General features: G+C 62.0%; 24 protein-coding genes. 13 read left to right on the top strand and 11 right to left on the bottom strand.

Annotation, left to right across the window (positions count from 1 at the left end):
- Window positions 1-17: 17 nt before the first annotated feature.
- Both pheS and pheT read left to right on the top strand, forming a co-directional pair.
- A complete protein-coding gene (gene pheS / locus EM6_RS01210; protein WP_126419659.1) occupies window positions 18-1,091 on the top strand; it encodes a phenylalanine--tRNA ligase subunit alpha in 1,074 nt (357 codons plus the stop codon).
- A 54-nt stretch (window positions 1,092-1,145) separates the two neighbouring features.
- On the top strand, window positions 1,146-3,527 hold the full coding sequence (gene pheT, locus EM6_RS01205; protein WP_126419658.1) for a phenylalanine--tRNA ligase subunit beta: 2,382 nt from the start codon (window positions 1,146-1,148) through the stop codon (window positions 3,525-3,527).
- A gap of 183 nt (window positions 3,528-3,710) precedes the next feature.
- Here pheT and EM6_RS01200 read toward each other — a convergent pair whose 3' ends face one another.
- Window positions 3,711-4,931 (bottom strand): MFS transporter, encoded by a 1,221-nt coding sequence (locus tag EM6_RS01200; protein WP_126419657.1) that lies wholly within the window; start codon window positions 4,929-4,931, stop codon window positions 3,711-3,713.
- A 52-nt stretch (window positions 4,932-4,983) separates the two neighbouring features.
- Between EM6_RS01200 and pip the strand changes: the two genes are divergently transcribed.
- The gene (gene pip, locus EM6_RS01195) at window positions 4,984-5,976 is read left to right on the top strand and encodes a prolyl aminopeptidase (protein WP_126419656.1); all 993 of its coding nucleotides are present in this window, start codon (window positions 4,984-4,986) and stop codon (window positions 5,974-5,976) included.
- A 9-nt stretch (window positions 5,977-5,985) separates the two neighbouring features.
- Here the strand turns inward: pip and EM6_RS01190 are convergent, their stop codons facing one another.
- Complete coding sequence (locus tag EM6_RS01190; RefSeq protein WP_197723580.1) at window positions 5,986-6,273, bottom strand: hypothetical protein; 288 nt, start codon at window positions 6,271-6,273, stop codon at window positions 5,986-5,988.
- A gap of 10 nt (window positions 6,274-6,283) precedes the next feature.
- Complete coding sequence (locus EM6_RS01185; protein ID WP_126419655.1) at window positions 6,284-7,927, bottom strand: sensor histidine kinase; 1,644 nt, start codon at window positions 7,925-7,927, stop codon at window positions 6,284-6,286.
- Between the two features lie 230 nt (window positions 7,928-8,157).
- Here EM6_RS01185 and rpmH point away from each other — a divergent pair, with 230 nt between their 5' ends.
- The 6 genes from rpmH (at window position 8,158) to EM6_RS01155 (ending at window position 13,065) form a co-directional block, all read left to right on the top strand.
- Window positions 8,158-8,292, top strand: a complete 135-nt coding sequence (gene rpmH / locus EM6_RS01180) for a 50S ribosomal protein L34 (RefSeq protein WP_013479320.1) — start codon at window positions 8,158-8,160, stop codon at window positions 8,290-8,292.
- Between the two features lie 354 nt (window positions 8,293-8,646).
- Entirely contained in the window at window positions 8,647-8,985 is a 339-nt protein-coding gene (rnpA, locus tag EM6_RS01175; protein ID WP_126419654.1) for a ribonuclease P protein component, read from the top strand.
- A 19-nt stretch (window positions 8,986-9,004) separates the two neighbouring features.
- Window positions 9,005-10,981, top strand: coding sequence for a membrane protein insertase YidC (gene yidC, locus EM6_RS01170; RefSeq protein ID WP_126419653.1), 1,977 nt, complete (start codon window positions 9,005-9,007; stop codon window positions 10,979-10,981).
- 99 nt (window positions 10,982-11,080) lie between these two features.
- On the top strand, window positions 11,081-11,776 hold the full coding sequence (gene yihA, locus EM6_RS01165) for a ribosome biogenesis GTP-binding protein YihA/YsxC (RefSeq protein WP_126419652.1): 696 nt from the start codon (window positions 11,081-11,083) through the stop codon (window positions 11,774-11,776).
- Window positions 11,777-11,826: 50 nt separating this feature from the next.
- Window positions 11,827-12,633: a heme-dependent oxidative N-demethylase family protein gene (locus EM6_RS01160; RefSeq protein WP_126419651.1), complete on the top strand. Its 807-nt coding sequence runs from the start codon at window positions 11,827-11,829 to the stop codon at window positions 12,631-12,633.
- Window positions 12,634-12,636: 3 nt separating this feature from the next.
- The gene (locus EM6_RS01155) at window positions 12,637-13,065 is read left to right on the top strand and encodes a hypothetical protein (RefSeq protein ID WP_126419650.1); all 429 of its coding nucleotides are present in this window, start codon (window positions 12,637-12,639) and stop codon (window positions 13,063-13,065) included.
- 346 nt (window positions 13,066-13,411) lie between these two features.
- On the opposite strand, the gene EM6_RS01150 is transcribed toward EM6_RS01155, so the two are convergent.
- The 3 genes from EM6_RS01150 to EM6_RS01140 all read right to left on the bottom strand — a co-directional run bounded on the left by EM6_RS01150 (window position 13,412) and on the right by EM6_RS01140 (window position 15,336).
- Window positions 13,412-13,612: a DUF3126 family protein gene (locus EM6_RS01150; RefSeq protein ID WP_126419649.1), complete on the bottom strand. Its 201-nt coding sequence runs from the start codon at window positions 13,610-13,612 to the stop codon at window positions 13,412-13,414.
- Between the two features lie 257 nt (window positions 13,613-13,869).
- The gene (gene cysE, locus EM6_RS01145) at window positions 13,870-14,697 is read right to left on the bottom strand and encodes a serine O-acetyltransferase (protein ID WP_126419648.1); all 828 of its coding nucleotides are present in this window, start codon (window positions 14,695-14,697) and stop codon (window positions 13,870-13,872) included.
- Window positions 14,698-14,712: 15 nt separating this feature from the next.
- Window positions 14,713-15,336, bottom strand: a complete 624-nt coding sequence (locus tag EM6_RS01140; protein WP_126419647.1) for an NUDIX domain-containing protein — start codon at window positions 15,334-15,336, stop codon at window positions 14,713-14,715.
- Window positions 15,337-15,419: 83 nt separating this feature from the next.
- Here EM6_RS01140 and EM6_RS01135 point away from each other — a divergent pair, with 83 nt between their 5' ends.
- Window positions 15,420-16,052, top strand: coding sequence for a nitroreductase family protein (locus EM6_RS01135; RefSeq protein ID WP_126419646.1), 633 nt, complete (start codon window positions 15,420-15,422; stop codon window positions 16,050-16,052).
- 106 nt (window positions 16,053-16,158) lie between these two features.
- On the opposite strand, the gene EM6_RS01130 is transcribed toward EM6_RS01135, so the two are convergent.
- The gene (locus tag EM6_RS01130; protein ID WP_126419645.1) at window positions 16,159-16,626 is read right to left on the bottom strand and encodes a hypothetical protein; all 468 of its coding nucleotides are present in this window, start codon (window positions 16,624-16,626) and stop codon (window positions 16,159-16,161) included.
- Window positions 16,627-16,756: 130 nt separating this feature from the next.
- Between EM6_RS01130 and EM6_RS01125 the strand changes: the two genes are divergently transcribed.
- Window positions 16,757-17,194 carry a hypothetical protein gene (locus EM6_RS01125; protein ID WP_126419644.1) on the top strand — a complete coding sequence of 146 codons (438 nt, stop codon included), beginning with the start codon at window positions 16,757-16,759 and terminating at the stop codon, window positions 17,192-17,194.
- Window positions 17,195-17,238: 44 nt separating this feature from the next.
- On the opposite strand, the gene queF is transcribed toward EM6_RS01125, so the two are convergent.
- Window positions 17,239-17,700 (bottom strand): preQ(1) synthase, encoded by a 462-nt coding sequence (gene queF, locus EM6_RS01120; RefSeq protein ID WP_126419643.1) that lies wholly within the window; start codon window positions 17,698-17,700, stop codon window positions 17,239-17,241.
- A 190-nt stretch (window positions 17,701-17,890) separates the two neighbouring features.
- Here queF and EM6_RS01115 point away from each other — a divergent pair, with 190 nt between their 5' ends.
- Window positions 17,891-18,838, top strand: a complete 948-nt coding sequence (locus EM6_RS01115; protein WP_126419642.1) for an NAD(P)H-dependent flavin oxidoreductase — start codon at window positions 17,891-17,893, stop codon at window positions 18,836-18,838.
- A 157-nt stretch (window positions 18,839-18,995) separates the two neighbouring features.
- A complete protein-coding gene (locus tag EM6_RS01110) occupies window positions 18,996-19,730 on the top strand; it encodes a hypothetical protein (protein ID WP_126419641.1) in 735 nt (244 codons plus the stop codon).
- 2 nt (window positions 19,731-19,732) lie between these two features.
- On the opposite strand, the gene EM6_RS01105 is transcribed toward EM6_RS01110, so the two are convergent.
- The 3 genes from EM6_RS01105 to EM6_RS01095 form a co-directional block, all read right to left on the bottom strand.
- Window positions 19,733-19,984: a hypothetical protein gene (locus tag EM6_RS01105; protein ID WP_126419640.1), complete on the bottom strand. Its 252-nt coding sequence runs from the start codon at window positions 19,982-19,984 to the stop codon at window positions 19,733-19,735.
- Between the two features lie 196 nt (window positions 19,985-20,180).
- Complete coding sequence (locus EM6_RS01100) at window positions 20,181-21,572, bottom strand: aspartate aminotransferase family protein (protein ID WP_126419639.1); 1,392 nt, start codon at window positions 21,570-21,572, stop codon at window positions 20,181-20,183.
- A gap of 287 nt (window positions 21,573-21,859) precedes the next feature.
- A complete protein-coding gene (locus tag EM6_RS01095; RefSeq protein ID WP_126419638.1) occupies window positions 21,860-22,612 on the bottom strand; it encodes a gamma-glutamyl-gamma-aminobutyrate hydrolase family protein in 753 nt (250 codons plus the stop codon).
- Window positions 22,613-22,629 lie beyond the last annotated feature (17 nt).

Below are 22,629 nucleotides of genomic sequence, written 5' to 3'. Positions count from 1 at the left end.
TTTTCCCCCGTGAGACCATGAGCACCTATTCCGATCTGGCCGCAGACATCGAAGCCGAAATCCTGACCGCGCAAGACCTTGCTGCGCTCGACGCCGTGCGCGTGTCGGCGCTGGGCAAGACCGGGCGCATTTCCGGCCTTTTGAAAACCCTGGGCGCCCTGCCCCCCGAAGAGCGCAAGGCTACCGGCGCCGCCATTAATGCCGTGCGTGATCAGGTTCAGGCGGCGCTCGATGCGCGTAAGGACGTGCTGGAGGCCGAACACCTCAGCCGCCGCCTGCAATCCGAGCGCATCGACCTGTCGCTGCCCGCCGCGCCCCGCGCCAGGGGCGGCGTCCACCCGACCATGCAGGTCATGGACGAGATGGTGGCGATTTTCGCCGAGATGGGCTTTGAGGTCGCCGAAGGGCCGGACATCGAAGACGACTTCCATAACTTCACCGCGCTGAACTTCCCGGAAAAGCACCCGGCGCGCGAAATGCACGACACGTTCTTCTTCAACCCCGATGAAAACGGGGTGAGGAAACTCTTGCGCACCCATACCTCGCCGGTGCAGATCCGTTCGATGATCGCGGGTAAGCCGCCCTTCCGCCTGATCGTGCCGGGGCGCGTCTTCCGCTGCGACTCCGATCAGACGCACACGCCGATGTTCCATCAGATCGAAGGCCTCGTCATCGACAAGACGGCGCATATGGGCCACCTGAAATGGGTGTTCGACACCTTCCTGTCGCGCTTTTTCGAGACGGACACGGTCATCACGCAGTTTCGCCCTCACCACTTCCCCTTCACCGAGCCGTCGGCGGAAATGGACGTGCGTTATTCGCGCAACGGCGCGGAAATCCGCATCGGGGATGGCGACCGCTGGATGGAAATTCTGGGCTCCGGCATGGTGCACCCCAATGTGCTGAAGGCCTGCGGCGTCGATCCGGACGAATATCAGGGGTTTGCCTTCGGCATGGGCGTCGATCGTCTGGCCATGCTCAAATACGGCGTGCCGGACCTGCGCGACATGTTCGCTGCCGATACGCGCTGGCTGAGCCACTACGGCTTTAGCGGGTTCAGCGCGCCGAACCCGGCAAGCGGCCTTTCCTGATTTAGAGATTTAAGACGAGGGGCCGGAAGGCCCCTCGACCCCGGAATATAAGACATGAAATTCTCCCTTAGCTGGCTTAAAGATCACCTCGACACCGACACCGATATTCAGGCCGTCGCCGCCGCTATGACCGCGGCAGGGCTTGAGGTCGAAGACGTCACCGACCCGGCGGCCAAGCTGACGCCCTTTACGGTGGCCAAGGTGGTTGAGGCCGCCCGTCACCCCAATGCCGACAAGTTGCAGGTGCTTCAGGTCGATACGGTCGATGGCCGCAAGGAAATCGTCTGCGGCGCCCCCAATGCCCGCGCCGGCCTGACCACCGTCTATGCCCCCATCGGGGCCTATGTGCCGGGCCTTGACGTCACCCTGGTCGAAAAGCCGGTGCGCGGCGTCGTGTCGAACGGCATGATGTGTTCGGCGGCCGAGCTTGAGCTGGACGGCGATTCCGATGGCATCATGGAGCTTTCCGACGACCTCGCCGTCGGCACACCGGTTAGCGCCGTCTTCGCGCTGGAGCCCGTTATCGACTTTGAGGTGACGCCCAACCGTCCCGACTGGCTGGGCGTGCACGGCATTGCCCGCGACCTCGCCGCCACGGGTCTGGGGGCCTTCAAAGACGCGCCGATTCCCCCGGTCAAGGGCACCTTCCCCTGTCCGATCTCGGTCAAGGTCGATGGCGACGCCTGCCCGCTGTTTTCCGGTCGCGTCATCCGGGGCGTCAAGAACGGCCCGTCGCCCAAATGGCTTGCCGACAAGCTGACCTCGATCGGCCTGAAACCCATCTCGGCGCTGGTCGATATCACCAACTATCTGTCGTTCGACCGCGCCCGCCCGCTGCACGTCTATGATGTGGCGAAGCTGTCGGGCAGCGTGATCGAAGCCGGTCTGCCCGCCGACACGTCCGACTTCGTGGCGCTGGACGGCAAGACCTACGCCGTCACGCCGGACATGACGACGATCAGCGACGCTTCGGGCGTCATCGGTCTGGGCGGCGTCATGGGCGGGGCCTCGACCGGGGTTGATTTCGAGACGGTCGATGTCTTCCTTGAATCGGCCTGGTTCGACCCCATCCGTATCGCCCAGACGGGCCGCACCACGACCATCACCTCGGATGCGCAGTACCGCTTTGCGCGCGGCGTCGATCCGGAATTTGTCGTGCCCGGCCTGGAACTGGCCACCCAACTGATCCTCGACCTGTGCGGCGGGGAAGCGTCCGAGATCGTCGTGGCGGGCGAGGCCCCGGCGCGCAAGCCCGATGTCGTCTTCGACCCGGCCTATGTAGCGCAACTGACCGGCCTTGACGTGCCGCATGACAAGGTCGAGACGATCCTGACCGCGCTCGGTTTTGGCATCACCAAGACCACGCCGTGGACCGTCAGCGTCCCGTCCTTCCGCCGCGACGTGGATGGCAAGGCCGATCTGGTCGAAGAGGTGGCGCGCATCTATGGCTTCAACCACATCCCGGCGACGCCCCTGCCCGCCGTGGCCCCCAAAACCGGCGGCGTCCTGACCCCGTCGCAGGCCCGCGCCCGCACGGCGCGCCGGGCGCTGGCGGCCTTTGGCTATAGTGAGGCCGTCACCTGGTCCTTCATGCCGCAGGGTTACGCCAAGCTGTTCGGCGGGGGTAGCGACGCACTGGTGCTGGCCAATCCGATTGCCTCGGAACTGAACTGTATGCGCCCGTCCATCCTGCCGAATCTGCTGGAGGCCGCCGGGCGCAATGCATCCAAGGGCTATCCCGGCGCGCAACTGTTTGAAATCGGGCCGGTCTATTTCGGCCTTGAGCCCAATGATCAAAAGACAGTCATTGCCGCGCTGAAGGCCCCGGACAAGGCGCGTCATTGGGCCGCCACCGGTCAGGACGCGCTGTTTGCGCTGAAGTCCGATCTGCTGGCCTTGCTTGAGGAACTCAATGTGCCGGTCGCCTCGCTGCAACTGGTGCAGGGGTCGAACAGCGGCTGGTGGCATCCGGGCCGTTCGGCGCGCCTGCAACTGGGGCCGAAGACGGTGCTGGCCGAATTTGGCGAACTGCATCCGTCGGTGTTGAAGGCGATGGACCTTGATGGGGCGTATGTGGGCTTTGAAATCCGCCTCGACCTGCTGCCGCAACCGAAAGCAAAATCGGGCAAGTCCAAAGGCGCGCTGAGCCTGTCCAACCTGATGCCGCTGACGCGCGACTTCGCCTTCCTTGTGCCGGCGGGTACGGCGTCCGGCGATCTGGTGCGCGCCATCAGGGGCGCGGACAAGGGGCTGATCAGCGAAGCCCGCGTCTTTGACGTCTATCAGGGTCAGGGCGTGCCGGAGGGTCAGGTGTCGCTGGCAGTTGAGGTCACGCTGCAACCGGCGGACAAAACTCTGACCGAGCCGGAAATCGACGCCGTATCGCAAAAGATCGTCGCCGCCGCCCAAAAGGCCGGAGCCGTGCTGCGCAGCTAAAAATCTCCTCCCTGTGCCGAAGGCATGGGGAGGTGGCAGCGAAGCTGACGGAGGGGGATGACTCTTCCGAGAGACCGAGCAAAAACCTTTGGTGTTGAAACACTTGCGTTACCCCCCTCCGTCTCGTCGCCTGCCGGCGCCGATCCACCTCCCCACGGCAAAGCCGCAGGGAGGAGAGTAGCGTTACGGCCGCAGCACCTGACGGCGGTAGAGATAGGCGGCGATCAGCAGTCCCACACCCGACATGGCCGCCATCACCCAGTAGCCACGGCTGCCCAGAGCGTCATAGAGCGGCCCGGACGCCAGAGTGGACAATCCCATCATCACCCCCGTCACCCAGGCGGCATTGAGCGTCTGGGCCAGACTTTCCGAGCCCTTCGGCGCCATGCGGTTGACCAGATCAAGCCCGGCCAGATAACAGGCGGCAAACGAAAAGGCGTGCAGGGTCTGCAAAGGCCACAGGACGCCCACCGGCGGCACAAACCCCATGATGAACCAGCGCAATACGCTCAGGCCCGCCGCCGCCAGCAAGAGGGTCCACGAGCCGAAACGGTTTCTGAGGCGAAAGCCGAACATCAGGAACAGGATTTCCGCCGCCACGCCCGCCCCCCACAGATAGCCGCAGGTCGCCCCATCGAGCCCCTGCCCCTTCCACAATATGGTGGAAAAGCCGTAATAGAAGGCGTGCGCTCCCTGCACGCAGCCCATGGCCGCCAGCAGCAAGACATAGACCGGATTGCCGAGCAGGGCCCGCACCCGCTGCGCCCCCGTTTCCTGTGGCAGGAAGGCCGGGGCGCGGCCCCCGCCCTCTTCGACGTGGCGCAGGGCCGGCGGCAGCAGACGCCACGCCGCCAGCGCGGCCGCAAAACACAGCACGACCACCCAGATGATAATCAGATCGACACCCAGAAGGTTCAGCCCGTAACCCACCGCGATATTGGCCGCGATAAAGGCCGCCGACCCCACGGCGCGCGGGCCGGTATAGTTGAAGCCTTCGCGCTTCGACATCTGGATGGTCATGACATCGAGCAAGGGGCTGATCGAGGTGATGCAGCTATAGCCTATGGCCCACAGGGCGACGAACAGCCAGAAGCGCGCCTCCCCGGCCAGCGGCCACAGCATAAGCCCGCCATAGGCCAGCCCGCCCGCCAGCGCCAGCCGCAGCATGGGTGAACGGAACAGCGGGAAGGTTTCGGCCCACACCCCCATGACCGGCCCGGTCACGGCGCGCAGCAGCAGCGGCAGGGCCAGAATCAGCCCGATCTGCGCCCCGCTCATGCCCTTTGAGGCGAACCATAGCGGCATGTAGGGCAGGCTGGCCCCCGACCCGATAAAGATCAGGGCGTAGAAAAGGCTCTGCCGCTTTACGGTCGTCAGGGCAAAAAGGCTTGAATCGCTGCGCATAATGGGTCTTTGATCGGCGGCAACCGCCACAGCCCGCTGCACAAGTTTCCTTATGACCGATCAAGCCGTCGTCACATTGCCAAAAGGTCTCTATCCGGAGATCGAACCCTACGACACCGGCTATATGCCGACGGAGGGGAAACATCAAATCTATTATGAGCAAAGCGGTAACCCACAAGGGATTCCGGTGGTGGTGGTGCATGGCGGACCGGGCGGCGGGACCAGCCCCAACCTGCGCTGCTACTTCAATCCGAAGGCCTATCGCATCATCCTGTTCGATCAGCGCGGCTGCGGCAAATCACGGCCGCACGCCTCACAGGACCTGTCGCTGGAAGATAATACCACCTGGCATCTGGTCGCCGATATGGAATCGCTGCGGGAACGGCTGGGGATCGACAAATGGGTGGTGTTTGGCGGGTCGTGGGGCTCGACCCTGTCTCTGGCCTACGCCCTAACGCATACGCAGCGGGTGTCGGCCCTGATCCTGCGCGGCATCTTTCTGGTGCGGCAGTCAGAGCTCGACTGGTTCTATCAGGGGGGCGCGGCCAACCTCTATCCCGACCTGTGGGAGCGCTTTGTGGCCCCGATCCCGGAAGCGGAACGCGGCAACCTTTTGGCGGCCTATATCAAACGGTTAAACGGCGACGACGCGGCCGAGCGTGTGCGTTGCGCGCTGGCGTGGTCGGGCTGGGAAGGCGATACCCTGTCGATCGAAGGCCCGCCGGAGGCCCCGACCAAGTTCACCGATCCCGACTTTGCCGTGGCCTTTGCCCGTATCGAGTCGTGGTACTTCCAGAATCGTGGCTTCTTTGAAAGCGACAACTGGATTCTGGAAAACGTCCACAAACTCAAGAACATTCCGGCGTGGATCGTGCAGGGTCGCTATGATGTGGTCACGCCCATGACCTCGGCCTGGGACCTGCATCGGGCGTGGCCGGAAGCGAAATTCCATCTGGTGAAAAAGGCCGGGCATTCGTCCTCCGACCCCGGTGTGCTCGACGGCCTCGTCGCGGCGGCGGACGAAGCGATAACGGCGGTGGGGTAGAGATTTCACTTAGGATTGCAGCACGTGAGGAAAGTATTCGCCATCCCACTCATCCGGGCGAAACAGTATCTTCCCGTGCTCCAACACCGTGTCATCAGAACGATACGGTATCGCTGACAACATAATATCTGTCGCATCGGCTATGTCTGAATCTTCATAATAATCCAGATGAATGTGATCCGACTGCCGGCTGAGACGCTGTAACTCTTCCAGCATAAGGTCGCGGCCCGCCTCATTCATTAAAATTTCGAAACTACCGTCCACCTGCAGGCAGACCGTCACTCTCGGCTTCGCCATTCGTACCTCTTTACCCCTTCTGCGGGATACGGACCTCAAACGAGGTGCCCGACGGCCCGGTGTCGATCAGCCGGACATCGCCGCCGTGCGTCTGGGCCAGTTCGCGCGCAATGGCCAGCCCCAGCCCCGACCCGCCCGGCGTCAGCGAGGCCGAAAACGGCTGAAACAGCTTATCGCGCACACGCTCAGGGATGCCGGGTCCGTTGTCGGAGAGGACCAGAATCACCTCTTCCGCCGTCTTGACCGCGCTCAGCGTCACGCGCCCCACCGTCTTGCGGTTCGGCTGGTTTTCAATCGCCTGACGCGCATTGCGCATCAGATTGACCAGCAGGCGGTGGACGTGGTCGGGATCGGCCTCAAAGAAAAAGCCCTGTTCGGCCTTGAGCGAAAAGCGCACGCGGTCCGGCGTGCGGGCATTGAGCGCCAGACCGGCGTCCTCGGCGGCGGCCTCGGACAGGTCTTTCAGGCGCAGAATCTGGATGCGCGGCGGGATTTCGTCCGTCTTGCCGTAGTTCAGCACGTTTTGCGCCAGGGTCAGGGCGCGGTCCAGCGCCCGCTCCAAACGCGGCAGGGCCTTGGTGACATTGGGGTCACCGGAATAGGCCAGACGCTCCGACGCCATCTGCGCGGCGGTCAGCATGTTTCTGAGGTCGTGGCTGATCTTCGACACCGCCTGCCCCAGCGCCGCCAGTCGCGCACGGGTGCGCAGGGCGTGGCCGACCTCCTGCTGCATCTTGAACAGTTCTTCCTCAATCTGCCCGATCTCATCGTGGCGACCGGACAGTTGCGGCACGGCGGCGCTGTCTTCCGGGTTTTCCTTGAAGCGCGCGATCGAGCGCGTCAGTTGCCGCACTGGGCGCACCACGAAGAAGGACAGGGCCGCAAAGATCAGGGCACCGGCGACCAGCGAAATCAGGAGCGAAAGCCGCAGGATCGACCCCAGTTGTTCCCGCAGTTCCTGTTTCAGCGGCTCCGCCGGCACGACGATTTCGATAATGTCGGTGCCCTTGCGCACCTTTGGCACGGCTTCGGTGCGGATCAGGCGGTCTTCGCGCCCGGACAGGGTCTTCCACGGCCCCCACAGATAGGTCAGGTCGTCGCTGAGGCCACGTTCCTGATGGCGGATGTCGATGACATCGGGTTCGACTGTGCTGCGCGGATCACGCAGCACAAACTGCACCCCGCCGCTTTGCAGGGCGAGGTAGGAGGCCCCGACGCTGTTGAGCAACTGACTCGACAATTCGCGCGACACCGCCCCTTCGGCCGAGGCATCGAGCGCCAGAGAGGCGATTTCGGCCTGACGCACGCGGTCGATCAGCCAGCGTTCCTGATAGGCGGCCAGCGTCGGCACCATGATGATGACCACCATCACCGCCACGAACACCGCCGTCAGAGCCAGCAAATGGCCGGACAGACCGCTGAAAAACGAGCGGAAATCTTTCCAGCCGCGTTTCAGATGCGGCTTGAGCGCCTTCCAGCGCTTGGCCAGAAAGGCTTGCAGGCTCTGATCACGCCATTTGCGCGGGCGCGGGCTGGCCGCCGCCCCGTCCTCGCTCTCACGCGCCAATCCCCCGGCGACGCGGAACCGTCGCCCCGGCGTCAGGTCGCGGTGCGGGCCGGTTTCGGCTAAGGTTTCGCTCAGATCGCTCGACATTGCGCTCGGATAAGGTGGCGTAGAGACACATATTAACACAAATCCGTGAAGGGTCAGTGTAAAATCACCCGGCGCGCGCTCACGGTGTCATAAAGATTCTTCGGCCTAGGTGCGAATCCAGGCGTATAGCCATTGACAAGCCCGCGCGCACGGTTTAGTGACGCCGCCTCTTCTTTCAACGATGGCTCGCACACACTGGGTTATCGTGTCCAAACCCCGGAGCTACAACCGTGAAACGCACTTACCAGCCGAGCCGTCTCGTCCGCAAGCGCCGCCACGGCTTCCGCGCGCGCATGGCCACCAAGAATGGTCAAAAAGTCGTCGCCCGTCGCCGTGCCAAGGGCCGCAAGCGCCTGACTGCCTAATAACCTCATGCCGATAAATGGCCGCCATTTATCGGATATATATGAGGTGTCAAAGGACGCAGTTCGGACCACCGACACAGGAAAAGGCCCTTGAAGCGATTCGAGGGCCTTTTCGCTTGTGTTCACCCTTATACCTCCCCGCTGGCGGGGAGGGGGACCATGAGCGAAGCGAGTGGTGGTGGGGTGGGTTTCTTTCTATACTTTCCATTTGCACAGTCCCCGGCAGGTTCAACCCGTCAGATTTAGCGAAAACACCCCACTACTCCCTGCTGAGGCGGTCCCATCGCTGGTGAAAGCTACACTTTCGCTGGCGCTATACCCCGCACTCCGTGCAGGGAGGTATAAGAAAGCTGAATGACCTTTCCCGTTCTGAAAAACCGCAGCGATTTTCTGGCCGCCAACAAGGCAGCCTATCAGGCGCGCCCGACCGTGGTCATTCAGGCGCGCTTTCGCAATGACGGGGACGCCACCATCCGCATAGGCTTTACCGCCACCAAAAAGACCGGCGGTTCGGTGGAACGCAACCGCGCCAAGCGCCGGATGCGCGAAGCGGCCCGCGCCCTTTTGCCCGACCTTGGCCTTCCCGGCCACGACTATGTCTTCATCGCCCGCGACGCAACCAAGTCCTGCCCGTGGCAAGGTTTGCTTGACGATGTCAAACGCGCCCTGATAAGGCTGTCGCCCAAAGTTTAACCCCTCTTCAGAGTCTCTCATGAAGCGCGACGACAATCGCAATATGTTCATCTTCCTCGCCCTCTCCATGGCGATCCTGTTCGGCTATCAGTTCTTTGTGGCCGGGCCCCAGATGGAGAAGGAACGCGCCGCGGCTATGGCGCAGAAGAAGATCGAGGCCGCCAAGGCCCCCGTCGCCACGCCGGAGTCGCTGTTTGTCGAAGGCAAGCTCCCGCGCGATCAGGCCGTGGCCGCCACGCCGCGCGTCGCCATCGACTCGCCGGCGCTGAAGGGGTCTCTGTCTCTGGCCGGGGCGCGCATCGACGACCTGTTCCTCAAGTCGTACAAAGAGACGCTCAAGGCCGACTCCCCCAATGTCGAACTGTTCCGCCCGCAAGGGGCCGAACACGCCTACTATGCCGAATCGGGCTGGGTCGGGGCCAATGTGCCCGGCCTGCCGTCGGGCAACAGCGTGTGGACGGTGCTGTCGGGCAGCGTGCTGTCGCCGGGCAAGGACGTGGTGCTGGGCTATGATGCCGGTACGGGCCTGCGTTTTGAACGCCGCCTGAGCCTTGATGACAAGTACATGATCACCGTCACCGATACCGTGGTCAACACCACGGGCGCGGCGGTGACGCTTGCCCCCTATGCCAATGTCGTGCGTCAGGGCGCGCCTGAGACGCTGGGCAAGAATATGATCCTGCACGAAGGCGGCATTGGCGCCTTCTCCAAGGACGCCACGGGCAAGGGGTACACCACGCCGGAATTCAAATTCCACAATTGGGAAAAGGACGAGAAGAAGGCCAATTTCAAGGCTGACTCGACCGGCGGCTGGATGGGCCTGACCGACAAATACTGGCTGGCCGCCGTCATCCCGGATCAAAAGGCCAAGATTCACGCCTCGATGAAGGCGACGGACCAGACGACCGCCAACGAAAAGGATTTCAACTTCCTCTATCAGGCGGGCTACGTCGCCGACGCTGTGACGGTGCAGCCGGGCAAGCCGGTCAGCGTCACCTACCACATCTTTGCCGGTGCCAAGCAGGCCTCGCTTCTGGCCGCCTATCAGGACAAGCTGAAGCTGCCCGCCTTCGACAAGGCCATCGACTGGGGCATGTTCTGGTTCTTCACCCGCCCGATGTTCTTCGTGCTGGACTTCCTGTTCAAATATGTCGGCAATTTCGGTCTGGCCATTCTGGGTCTCACCGTTCTGGTCAAGCTCATCTTCTTCCCGCTGGCGCATAAATCCTATGAGTCGATGACCAAGATGAAGATGCTTCAGCCCCAGGTCGAGGAGCTGAAGAAGAAGCACGAAGGCAATCCGCAGCAGATGCAGATTGAAATGATGGGCCTTTACCAGAAGGAAAAGGTCAATCCGATGTCGGGCTGTCTGCCGATCTTCGTGCAGATGCCGGTCTTCTATGCCCTGTATAAGGTGCTGTTCGTCACCATCGAAATGCGCCACGCGCCGTTCTTTGGCTGGATTCAGGACCTGTCGGATAAAGACCCGACGACGATGTTCAACCTGTTCGGCCTGTTGCCCTACGATCCGGCGGCCCTGCCGGTCATTGGCGGGCTGATGGCCACCTCGCTGCACATCGGTATCCTGCCGCTGCTCTACGGCGCGTCCATGTGGCTGTCGCAAAGCATGAACCCGCCGATGCCGGACCCCATGCAGCGCAAGATCTTCGCCTTGATGCCGGTGATCTTCACCTTCATCATGGCACCGTTTGCCTCGGGTCTGTTGATCTACTGGATCTGGAACAACGTCCTGACTGTGGCGCAGCAATATATGCTGATGCGTCAGATGGGCGTCGAAAACCCGATCGACACCCTGCTGGGCAAGGTGGCCAAAACCAAGCCGAAGTCCGAAGCGGCGCACGTCATCGAGGTGGCCGAGGAAGCCATCCACGAAGGCGAAGTGACGCAAGGCACCCCGGCCCGCAAGCGCAAGCCGGCGGCCACGGGCAGCTCGGCGGGCGGCACCAAGCGCACCCGCGGGACCAAGAAGGACTAAGGCGATCCGTCATACCTTCCTGCCTTTGGCGGGAAGAACCCGTCCCCTCTTATACCTCCCCGGTTTACTGGGGAGGTATAAGCATTTAAAGGCCCGTCCATGACCGACGAAACGCAACATAACGCTGAGACGCCCGCCGCTGAAACGCCTGACGAGGCGCTCTATTCCACCGAAACCCTCGAAGCCGCCCGCGTGCTGTTTGCGCGCCCGGCCACCTTCATGATGGGCGCGGCGAAGATCGAGCAACTGCCCGCGGCCGACCTGCCCGAAGTGACCTTTGCCGGGCGCTCCAATGTCGGCAAGTCGAGCCTGATCAATGCGCTGGTCGGCCAAAACCACCTGGCGCGCGCCTCCAACGAGCCGGGCCGCACGCGCGAAGTCAATTTCTTCGTGCTGGACGAAAAGCTGCGTCTGGTCGATCTGCCCGGCTATGGCTGGGCCAAGGCGTCGAAGGCTGAGGTGAAGAAGTTCCAGAATCTGGGGCGCGACTATCTGCGCGGCCGCCCGAACCTCAAACGCGCCTATCTGCTGATCGACGCGCGCCACGGGCTGAAGGCGGTCGATAATGAGCCGATGGACGCGCTGGACGTCGCCGCCGTCTCCTATCAGATCGTCCTGACCAAGGCTGACAAGATCAAGCCGCACGAGCTGAAGGCCGTCATCGAAAAGACGCAGGCGCAGATCAAGAAGCGCCCGGCGGCCCACCCGGTGGTGCTGGCGACCTCCTCAGAAAAGGGCCACGGTATTCCCGAACTGCGCGCTGAAATCATGACGACCTGCGCGGTCGCGCCGTAAGTCTCATTCATACCTCCCCGCCAAAGGCAGGGAGGTATAAGATAGCGCTCATGCACACGCCCTTTGACGGTTCGCAGCCTCTGTTTCGCATCGGTCTGGCGCCGCTGGGGGACGCGGCGTGGCTGGAGCGCGATGAGCGCCTGCCCCGCTATCTGGCGGAAAAAGAACGCCTGCTCACCGTAGACCGCGATGCCGTCTTCGGTGCGCAATCGGGCTCTGAGGCCGCGCAAGCCGAAGCCCTGCGTCTGATCGAAACCACGCTGAACACCGCCGCCCCGCCGTCTGACGCCCCGCTGATCGCCGCGGCACGACTGGTGGCCGAAGACCTGGCCATCTTGCAAACATCGCCCGAAGGCTGGCGGCTGACGGCGGGCTGCATCTGCTTTCCCTCGTCGTGGTTGCTGCCGGAAAAGCTGGGTAAGCCCCTGCATCAGGTGCATGGCCCCGTGCCCGATTTTCAGACCGGGACACGCAATGCGACCATCATCGAGCGCATTTTCGATAACCTGCGTCCCGATGAGCCGGTCATCCGCTGGAACTGGTCGCTGTATGGCACGGACACGCTGCATCACCCGCACCTGTCCCCACCGCAGCGCTTCGGCAGCGGCGACCGCGCCGACGCCGTCTATGTGCGCGTTGAGCGTCAGACGCTGCGAAAGCTACCGCAGACGGGCGCGGTGCTGTTCACCATAGGCATCCACCTGACGCCGCTGGAGGCCATTGAGGTCCACCCGGAACGCGAACGCCTCACCCAAGGCCTGATCCGTCAGATCGAAGCCCTCGATGAGGCGCAAAGCGAATATAAGGGATTGCGCGCCGAACGCGAACGGCTCATCCTGCGCCTGAAAGGGAGATGAGGGATGAAACTGACGATGGCGATAACCGTCACGGCTTTAATAGCGCTGACGACACCGGTACAGGCGGGCACAGTTGGAGCCATTACACGCAGCGAAATCAATCAGGCCCATCTCGACGGTTGCGGCACGACGCTTTACCGAACGCCTGACTTTGAAAAAGGCCAAGCACCGATCATCTGGCATGACGATTTTCAGACCGGCCTGATGCGGTGGAACGGTCAGCTTGTCACGCTGACGCTGCAAGGGAAACCGAAGTCGAGCGTTACCCCTGTGAACCAGTTCGTCAGCGCCGACGGCGACCTTAGGGTGACACAGACCCTCAAGGTGACAAAGAGGCTGGGCGAGGAATGGTCCAACATGGCCGGAACCCTTACCCTCACACAGAACGGCAAATCGCAGAGCGTGACGGTTTACGGCCAGAGCGGCTGCTGAGGCAGTTAACGGCAACGTCCTCCGTCAACACGGAAAGCGAATGTCTGATCTATGCCGGGGGTGACGTAACCAACAGGGCAGGTGACGTCGGGTTGATCAGGCACATGCACCACGATGACGCCTGCCCCTTCACAGCGCGCTTCTTGAAACGCCGTCAGTTTCGAGCCCACGCGTCTGAGAGCGACGGCATCACCACACAGCCGCAGTTCTGCCGATGCGCCCTCAGGAGCCTCAACCTCAAACGTATTTGCGGTTCGCGTACAGCCCGTCAGTAGCAAGGCCAGCAGGATAAAGGCTCTTTTCACGCTTTCCCCCGCCAGGTGCCCGGTGCTATTCCCGCAAAGCCTTACAGGTCTTCCTTGAGGATGGCCATTTCGAACAGGTAGGAGCCTTCCTCGTCCTCATCGACATAGACCACGCCGATGAAGTCTTCGCCGATATAGACCTCGGCGGAATCCTTCTGCTTGCGGGCGCGGACCTCAAGGCCCTTGGTGCCAAAGGTCTGGGTCAGGTAGGCTTGCACCTTGGTGATTTCTGCGGGTGTCATGTTTTTGTCTCTTGAATGGCTGGTCCCTGCGAGGTGCGATCAAAGCACGATTTCACCAGGGCCGGGATAAATTCTGTGTGTCTGTGTACCCGCGAACGCCGCCAGAGGCAAACCCCAAGGCGCGCCCTTCCCCAAGCATTTGGGTTTCACTTAAAGCCTTAAAGCGCAAAATTCTCGCAGTGCCGCCCCAAGAGAATTTTGCTCGATATTGACCCCACCCAAAATGTATTGGCCGCAGGCCAAGACTTTTGGGTGAGTTAAATCACGTAATCGTAGATCACGTCCGAAAGCGTCTGATCCATCGACCTCGCCGGGTCGGGGCAGGTCTGGCAGTTGACCAGCCGCGCCGGAACGCCGGCGGCTGTGCAGTGCGCCGGGACGGGCTTCAGGACCACCGAACCGGCGGCGATCTTGGCAAACTCACCGATCTCGATATTGCCGAGCACCTTGGCGCCGGCCCCCAGCAGCACGCCGCGGCCGATCTTGGGGTGACGATCGCCCTGTTCAGAGCCGGTCCCGCCCAGCGTCACGCCGTGCAGCATCGACACCTCATCGCCCACCACCGCCGTTTCGCCGATGACGATGCCGGTGCCGTGGTCCATCAGCACGCCCTTACCGACCTTGGCCGCCGGGTGAATGTCGATCTGGAACAGCTCCGACACGCGGCTTTGCAGCAAGTGCGCCATGGTAAAGCGCCCGTCCTGCCACAGGCGGTGCGCGATGCGATAGACCTGAAGGCTCAGGAAGCCTTTGAAAAACATGAAGGTTTGCAGATAGCCCTTGGCCGCCGGGTCGCGCTCATAGACGGCCTGAAGATCGGCCTCCGCCGCCTCGACCAATGCGCTGTCGGCCTTGAGATAGCGCTGCACCATCTCGCGCACGGTCATGCCGCGCAGGGTGTCGTCGGCCAGCTTGCGCGCCATATGATAGGACAGGGCCGAGGCCAGATCGTCGTGCGACAGGATGGTCGAATGCAGCAGCGAGGCCAGCCCCGGTTCCGACGCCACGACGTCAGAGGCTTCCTGACGCAGGGTCAGCCAGATCGGCTTGTCCTGCGGTGTAATCACCTCAAACGGTTGCGCCATCTTTGACCCTTCGCCTCACACAATCTTTGCCGCCAGCGACGCCTCCAGCGCCCCTGTGACAGCCATATGGTACACCCTCAGTACCGCCGCAACGGTTAAGGAGTCGCGTATCTGCCCTTTTATAACAGCTTCGAGCACGTCTTTGAAGGGAACCCGCGCGATTTCAAGGTTTTCGGTATCGTCCCACTCGGTTTCGCCCTGAGTCAGGCCGGTGGCGAGGTAGATGATCCCCACCTCGTCGGACACCGAGTTGCTGAGGTCCAGGCGCAGGATTTCAACAAGGGAGGCCGCCTCAAAGCCGGTTTCCTCACGCAGTTCGCGCCGGGCACCCTCCATGGGGTCTTCGTCGTGCGGTACGCCGCCTTCGGGCAGTTCCCAGCTCCAGGCGTCAAAGGGATAACGCATCTGACCCACCAGCGTCACCGTCCCGTCTTCGTGCAGCGGCACCATGCCCATCGCCCGGTTACGGAAGCGCACCGTACCATAACTGGCCACCCGCCCAGTTGGGGCCACAGGCTCGGAAAGCTCCACCTGAATCCACGGTGATTGATGAATGACGCGCACATTGCGCGGCTGCCAGCGCGGGCGTCTGGCATTGCGGTCTTCGGAATCCCAGGGCGGCAGGGTGCGGTCAGTCATCAGCATTCATCCGGTTAAGTCTGTCCAAGCGCCATAGCATGTCCTATATGCGTTGAACCTGATTTTTTGCGCCGGACACCGCCATGACCGAAAAAGCCGATATCCGCCACCTCGACCTCGCGCCCATCCCTTTTGGCACGCCCCTGCCCACCAAAGTATCGGCGCAAACGCTGGAATTGCTGCTGACGCGGCGCTCGGCCCCCGCCCCGACGCTTGGCCTGCCCGCGCCGTCCGAAGACGAGATGGAGGTGCTGCTAAAGATCGGTTTCCGCGTCCCCGACCACGGCAAGATCGGCCCCTGGCGCATCGTGCGCTTCACCCCGCAGTCGAAGGCGCGGCTGGTCGATAAGCTGCGCGCTCTGGCCGAAGCGCGCGGTGACAAGGCGCAGGCGGGCGCGCTGCTCAAACTCTCCACGCCACCCGAAGCCCTGCTGGTCATCTATTCCCCCGTCCAGCCGCACAAAATCCCCCTGTGGGAGCAGATGGGCTCGGCCTTTGCCATCTGTCAGAACCTGCTGATCGCGGCGGGGGCCATGGGCTATGGCGCCAACTGGATCACCGACTGGTACGCCTATGACGCCGAGGCCAAGGCGCTTTTAGGCCTCAGGGACGGCGAAGAGGTGGCGGGCTTTATCTACCTCGGCACGCCGTCCGAAGCGCCGCTGGAACGCGACCGCCCGGACTATGCCGAACGGGTGAGTTACTGGGAGGGGTGATTGAGGCCTCAGTAAGAAGGGCCTCCGGCGGGCAGGGTCACAGACCCTGCACCCGTTTCTGTCCCCTCATGGGAGAGGAGATCAGACGAACCTACCTTCTGAGATATTAAAACGTCTCGAGGTGTGATGGGCCTTGGGAATGTGCCTGACGACGAGATCGGAGATACGGCTCAATGGCCACTCGCCCCGCAAGAACGGCAAGGCCTATAGCCGTCAAAGGCCAGACATCTGCCAGTGCGAGGAGATGTTCCGGCGCGTAGGCCATAGACGCCATCATGGTGAAGGTCAGGACGGCTGAAAAAACTGTGAAATACAGGATATAGGCCGTCGTCCACATACGCCGCTTGCGAATAAGCCCATAAAATTCGGCAACGATCAGCGTCGGGACGACGAAATAAAGCGTTTCCATCACCCCGATATGCACAAGCGCTGATCCGGCAAAATCCAGTTCGCCCGCCTCCGCGAGGAGAGGCATGACGACAGTCAGCACAAAACTTAGCCAGTTGCCTGCAACCAGCGCTATCACGCCGAATACCAAGACGACCAGTATCCGTATCCACCAGCGATTCCACATCGGCCCCTCCCCCTTGGGCTTATTCTACACGGGTGCAGGCAGAAACAAAGCCCCTTCCCCTCCCCCCGTTGGCGCGAGAGGAAGAACAAAATCTATCCCCGCTATACGACGGCGGTCTATCCTCGGTCGCATGGACACAGCGGCAGACATCCCTGAGGCTCTGACACCGGAAACCCGGCGCGGGCATCTGCGCGCCATAGCCGACCGGATGTTGCTGGCGCTCAGCCGCGAGGCAGACCCCAAAACCGGCGAGGAGATCGAAAAGGGCATCCGCCGCGCTTTGCTGATCGAGCGGCTCTATGCCCGCTGCGACGCCACCGAAGCCAAGGCGATCAAAAACGCCGTGGCCAGTATCGAGCAACAGGTGGCCGCAAAGAAAGCCTCGCCCTCGCCTGCGCCGCCGCCAGCCCAGACCAAAGAGACTCAGGCCGAAATCGCCAGCCGCGCCTTAGCCATGAAAGCAAAGGCCCTGTATCGCGCGAGCAAAGGCGACCCCGAAAGCCTCAGACAGGTCATGGCCCGGCATTTTGAAACGCCCGTTGCGAAAAACCGCAAAGACACATCGTAGTTCTTATACCTCCCCGCCCAAGGGCAGGGAGGTATAATTGACCCTCAGCCCCGGCCGCGATAGGTGGCCACGCCGAAGTCAGGGATCAGAACACCTTTCGGCGGTTCGGTCGTTTGCCAGAAGACGTCAATCGGGATGCCGCCGCGCGGATACCAGAAGCCGCCGATGCGCAGCCAGCGCGGGGCCAGCAGGTCGCGCAGGCGCTTGGCAATAGAGATCGTGCAGTCTTCGTGGAACGCCCCGTGATTGCGGAAGGCCGTCAGAAACAGTTTCAGCGATTTCGACTCAACCAGCCACTCGCCCGGCACATAGTCGATGACCAGGTGCGCGAAATCGGGCTGCCCCGTCACCGGACACAGGGACGTGAATTCCGGGGCGGTAAAGCGCGCCACATAGTCGATATCGGCGTGCGGATTGGGCACGCGCTCCAAAACGGCGCTGTCCGGGTCAGTCGGCGCGCCCAACTGTTGGCCCAGTTGCGTCAGATTATCGGTATAGTGCGCCATGAACGACCTTTCCTTATTACGCGATGGGGCATCCGAAGAGACTACGTCTCCGGATGCCGTACTTGTGAATGTTCCTATGCTCGATAGCAGGCACATTCACAAATGGAATCTCAGGCAACATTTGCAATGTCGCCTGAGATGGATAATAATTGATATAATACAACAGTTTACTTAAGGGCAAGAAACGACCATGGCCATTCCGGATACCCTGAAAGCGGGCCTCAGCTTCCCCGCCATTGCCGCGCCGATGTTCCTGGTCTCCGGGCCGGAGCTGGTCATTGCGACGTGCCAGAGCGGTATGATCGGCACCTTCCCGGCGCTCAATCAGCGGACCACCGAAGGCTATGCGCAATGGCTCGACGAAATTCAAGGGGCGCTGAAACTTGAGGATGCGCGCTTCGGCGTCAATATGATCGTCCACCCGACCAATTCAAGGCTGATGGCCGATATGAGGGTGACGGTCGAAAAGAAGGTGCCGCTGGTCATCACCTCGCTGGGGGCGGTGCGTGACGTGGTCGATGCGGTGCATTCCTATGGCGGCGTGGTCTTCCACGACATCACTACCGTGCGCCACGCGCAAAAGGCCGCCGAAGCCGGGGTGGACGGGCTGATCCTTGTCTGCAATGGGGCGGGCGGCCATGCGGGCACCTATAACCCCTTCGCGCTTTTGGGCGAGATCCGTCAGTGGTATAAAGGCACCCTCGTCCTGTCCGGCTGCCTGTCGCGCGGGTCGGACGTGGCGGCAGCGCTGATGATGGGGGCCGACCTCGCCTATATGGGCACGCGCTTTATCGCTACCGAAGAGGCCATGGCCAGCGACGGCTACAAGACCATGCTGACCCAGTCGTCGGCCAAGGACATCGTCTATACGCCGGCCATTTCGGGCGTCCCCGCCTCCTTCCTGCTGCCGTCGCTCGAAAGCCACGGCATCACCAAAGACATGTTGAAGGACATGACCACGAAGATGGACATGGACCACGAGATGAGCGACGAGGCCAAGGCGTGGAAGACCTTGTGGTCGGCGGGGCAAGGCACGGGCAATGTGCGCGACATCCTGCCCGCCTCTGAACTGATTGCACGGCTAAAAATGGAATTTTCCGAGGCCACGCAAAGGTTTGCGCAAACGCGCCTGACATAGGACCTATGGTTTCCTTACGCGGGGTCGTTTATCCTGATCGCGGCCCCGCATTGTCACAATAGTGTCATCAAACTGCAATAAAGGCTCGCGCAACGCCGTTTTGTGACAGTTTGACATCAGATTGATGACAGTTATGGCGGTCGAACAGGAGCCCTTCGTGCGTTTATCTGCCGCCTCATCTGTCATTGCGCTCTTGTCGTTTGCGGCCCCCGCGGCGATGGCTGCCCCCACAAGTAACCTCATCGCCGACTGGAGCGACGACGTCACGGAGGCCTTGCAGGGCTGGAAGCTGAGTGGCCAACTGACGGCCGCCACCGACTCGACCAGCAAAGGCGTCTCAGAAACGCAGGGCAATGGTCAGGTGGGTATGGCACTTACGGCCACCCGTAACTGGTTTTATGCCTCAGCCCGCTACAAAAACTATAAGGGCAGCGACGGCAGCGACTATCAGAGCGGACTGGCCGTGGGTGGTAAGTGGACGCTGGGCAAGGCGACCCTGAACAGCCAGATCATCTATAAGGTCAATGACGGTGCACGGCCGGGCAGCGACACGCACTTCGTCGAGTGGCAAAGCGAGGCCAGCCGCGCCTTCGGGCGCACGACGCTAAAGGCCCTGACCATCTGGTCGCCGGACTCGTCGGGCGCGACCCAAGAGGCCGTCTATTATGAGTTGGGAGCCGTCCAGAAACTGTCCGATCGCTGGAGCGTATCGGGTGGCCTCGGCGAGCGGCGTACCGAGCCGAAGCGCACCTACACGGCGTGGAATGCCGGGGCGACGCTGACGCTGAATGCGCGGACGACGCTTGATCTGCGTTATTACGACACCAACCGCCATGAGTATTCAAAGGCGCACGGCGACCGGCTCGTGCTGGCCTTGCAACGACGGTTTTAACTTTAAGAACGACCGCTTAAGGCGCCCGGTTCTTCGGCGACGCGCGGCTGATCAGAATCGCTTTTGACATAGTGCTCATTGGCCAACCCCTTGCCGTTCGGCGTCCTGGGCTGCATCCGCTCGTCCTTGCTGTCTGTTTCGTCACCAAAGGATTCGCCAGCTTCGCCGTTTGAGGGTTTGTCGCGCGAAAAATGCTCGCGGACATCGGCGGTTTCGGCCTTTTGCGGATCATCGGTCTTATGTGGGGCGGTCATAGGCGTTTCCTTGCTTACGATTGAGACAAAAAAGCCCGGCCTGAGTCGGGGGACACTCAGACCGGGCCGATTATGTTTCACGCGCTGTCAGAGGCGGCGTGCGCAGGACAGGGTTGCTCGTTTCATGCCCGGACAGCTTAGGCTGTCTGGCATCAAAAGGCGCGAGGCGAGGCGTCACCGCTCCATAAGAAAGCGATCAGAGCGCGCGCAATACTGGCTCGGCCTCGTTCAGCGAAACCTCCAGAATATCGACAATGCGGTCGATCTCGGCCTCGGTGATGATCAGCGGGGGGCACATGACGATGGTGTCACGGATGCCGCGCACCATCAGACCGTTCCTGATACAGATGTCACGCACCACCGGACCGGCATGGCCTTCGGCGCCCTTGAAGCGCGTGTTGGTGCCCTTTTCGGCGACGATTTCCACCGCCCCCAAAAGCCCGATGGAGCGCGCTTCGCCGACCAGCGGATGGCCGTCGAGGCGTTTCAGGGCCTTGGCCAGATAGGGGCCTGTCACCTCGCGCGTGCGCTCGATCAGGCCTTCGCGCTCGATAATGCCAATATTGGCCAGCGCCACGGCGCAGGCCGCTGGGTGACCCGAATAGGTATAGCCGTGCACGAAGTCGCCGCCGGTTTTCAGCACCTCGACGATGTGTGACGACACGCCGACCGCCGAAATGGGCAGATAGCCCGACGACAGCCCCTTGGCCATGGCGATGATGTCCGGCTTGACGCCGTAATGCTGATGGCCAAACCACTGACCCAGACGCCCGAAGCCGCAGATCACTTCGTCGCAGATCAGCAGGATACCGTACTTGCGGCACAGGGCCTCGACCTTGGGCCAGTAGCTTTCCGGCGGGATGACCACGCCGCCGGCACCCTGCACCGGCTCACCGATAAAGGCCGCGACCTTGTCCGGCCCGACGCTGAGGATGCGGTCTTCGATGTCCTGAACGCAGGCGTCGGCAAAGGCGTCCGGGTCCTGACCAAAGCCTTCACCGAACAGATAGGGCTGACGCACGTGCTCGATGCCGGGAATGGGCAGGCCACCCTGCGCGTGCATAAAGGTCATACCGCCCAGCGAGGCCCCGGCGACGGTCGAACCATGATAGGCATTGCGGCGCGAGATAAAGACCTGACGCTCCGGCTCACCCTTCAGCGTCCAGTAGTGACGCACCAGACGGAAGACCGTGTCATTGGCCTCAGACCCCGACGAGTTGAAAAAGACGTGTTTGAGGTCCGGATTGCCCAGAACCATCTTCTCGGCGATCTTGGCCGCCAGCCGCACGGCCGGGGCGGTCGCCGTCTTGAAGAAGGTGTTGTAATAGGGCAGTTCCAGCATCTGCTTATAGGCCGCTTCGGCCAGTTCGCTGCGCCCATAGCCGACATTGACGCACCACAGACCGGCCATGCCGTCCAGCAGCGATTGGCCGTCGATATCCGTGATCACACAGCCTTCGGCATGGGTGATAATACGGCTACCGCCCAGTTGCTCCAGCAGCGCATAGTCAGCCTGCGCCGGCAGGTGGTGCGCCAGATCGAGCGCCTTCAATTCGGCGGAGTCGTTGTTTTTGAGCGGAAGATTCATGACGGGCGCTCCGTAATGGAAAGGTTTCCACGGGACTATAGCCCCGCCCCGGCAAAAGCGGAATGGCCAAATCACGGGCCGCGCAAAATTGTGATCACAATTTGCGGAAGGGGTTTACTGGAAACGATAGGAACCACAAATTACACAGATTTTACAGATAGATAGGTGTCCCGAGACCCCGCACCGGCGCGCAGCGCCCATCTGTGCAATCTGCGTAATCTGTGGTTCTAACCTTACTGGCGCTAGCTCTAAACTGAACGCTGCAAGCCTTATCAGAGGAGGCCAAGTTAAATCGCGTTTCCGCGCACCGCGGCGCCGAGCAAGCGGAAAAAGGCCTGACGGTCGGGATAAAGCTCCGGTTGCCATTCCGGGTGCCACTGCACCCCCAGTACCTGCGCGCCGCCGATATTGGCGCTGAAGGCCTCGACCACGCCATCGGCGGCCACAGCTTCGACGCTTAACCCCTCGGCCAGCCGGTCAACCCCCTGAAAATGCACCGAATTGACCGTCAGCGTCTCACGCCCGACCGCGCGCGCCAGCACACTGTCTGGGGTCAGGGTCACCGGGTGCCCGTGGTCAAACATGTCCGCAAAACTCGCTTGCACCGGGGCGTGGTGGTCCAGACGCCCGGAGCCCTCAGGTGCTGTCCCCAGATCGCGGCGCAGAGTGCCGCCCAGCGCCACATTGATTTCCTGAAAGCCGCGACAAATTCCGAAGACCGGTTTCCCCATCAGGGTCAGGCATTCGATCAGCGCCAACGACACCGCATCGCGTTCGGCATCGAACGGCCCCTCCCCTTCGGCCTGACCATAGCGGCGCGCCTCGATGTTGGAAGGCGACCCGGTCAGCAAAAGCCCGTCCAGTCGCGAAGCAACGGAACGGGCGTCAAAGAAACCGGTGATGGCCGGGATAAGCACGGCAGAGCATTCAGCGTAGGTGGTGGCGGCGCGGACATAACGGTCCATCACCGCCTGCGCCATCTCGACGCCGAAGTCACGATGGCAGCAGGTGATGCCGATGACCGGCAGGGCTTCGTGCATCCGCCGCTCTGCCCCCT

This window comes from Asticcacaulis excentricus (genome assembly GCF_003966695.1).
GTDB classification, from domain to species: Bacteria; Pseudomonadota; Alphaproteobacteria; order Caulobacterales; family Caulobacteraceae; genus Asticcacaulis; species Asticcacaulis excentricus_A.
This window is presented reverse-complemented; position numbering and strand designations above follow the sequence as displayed.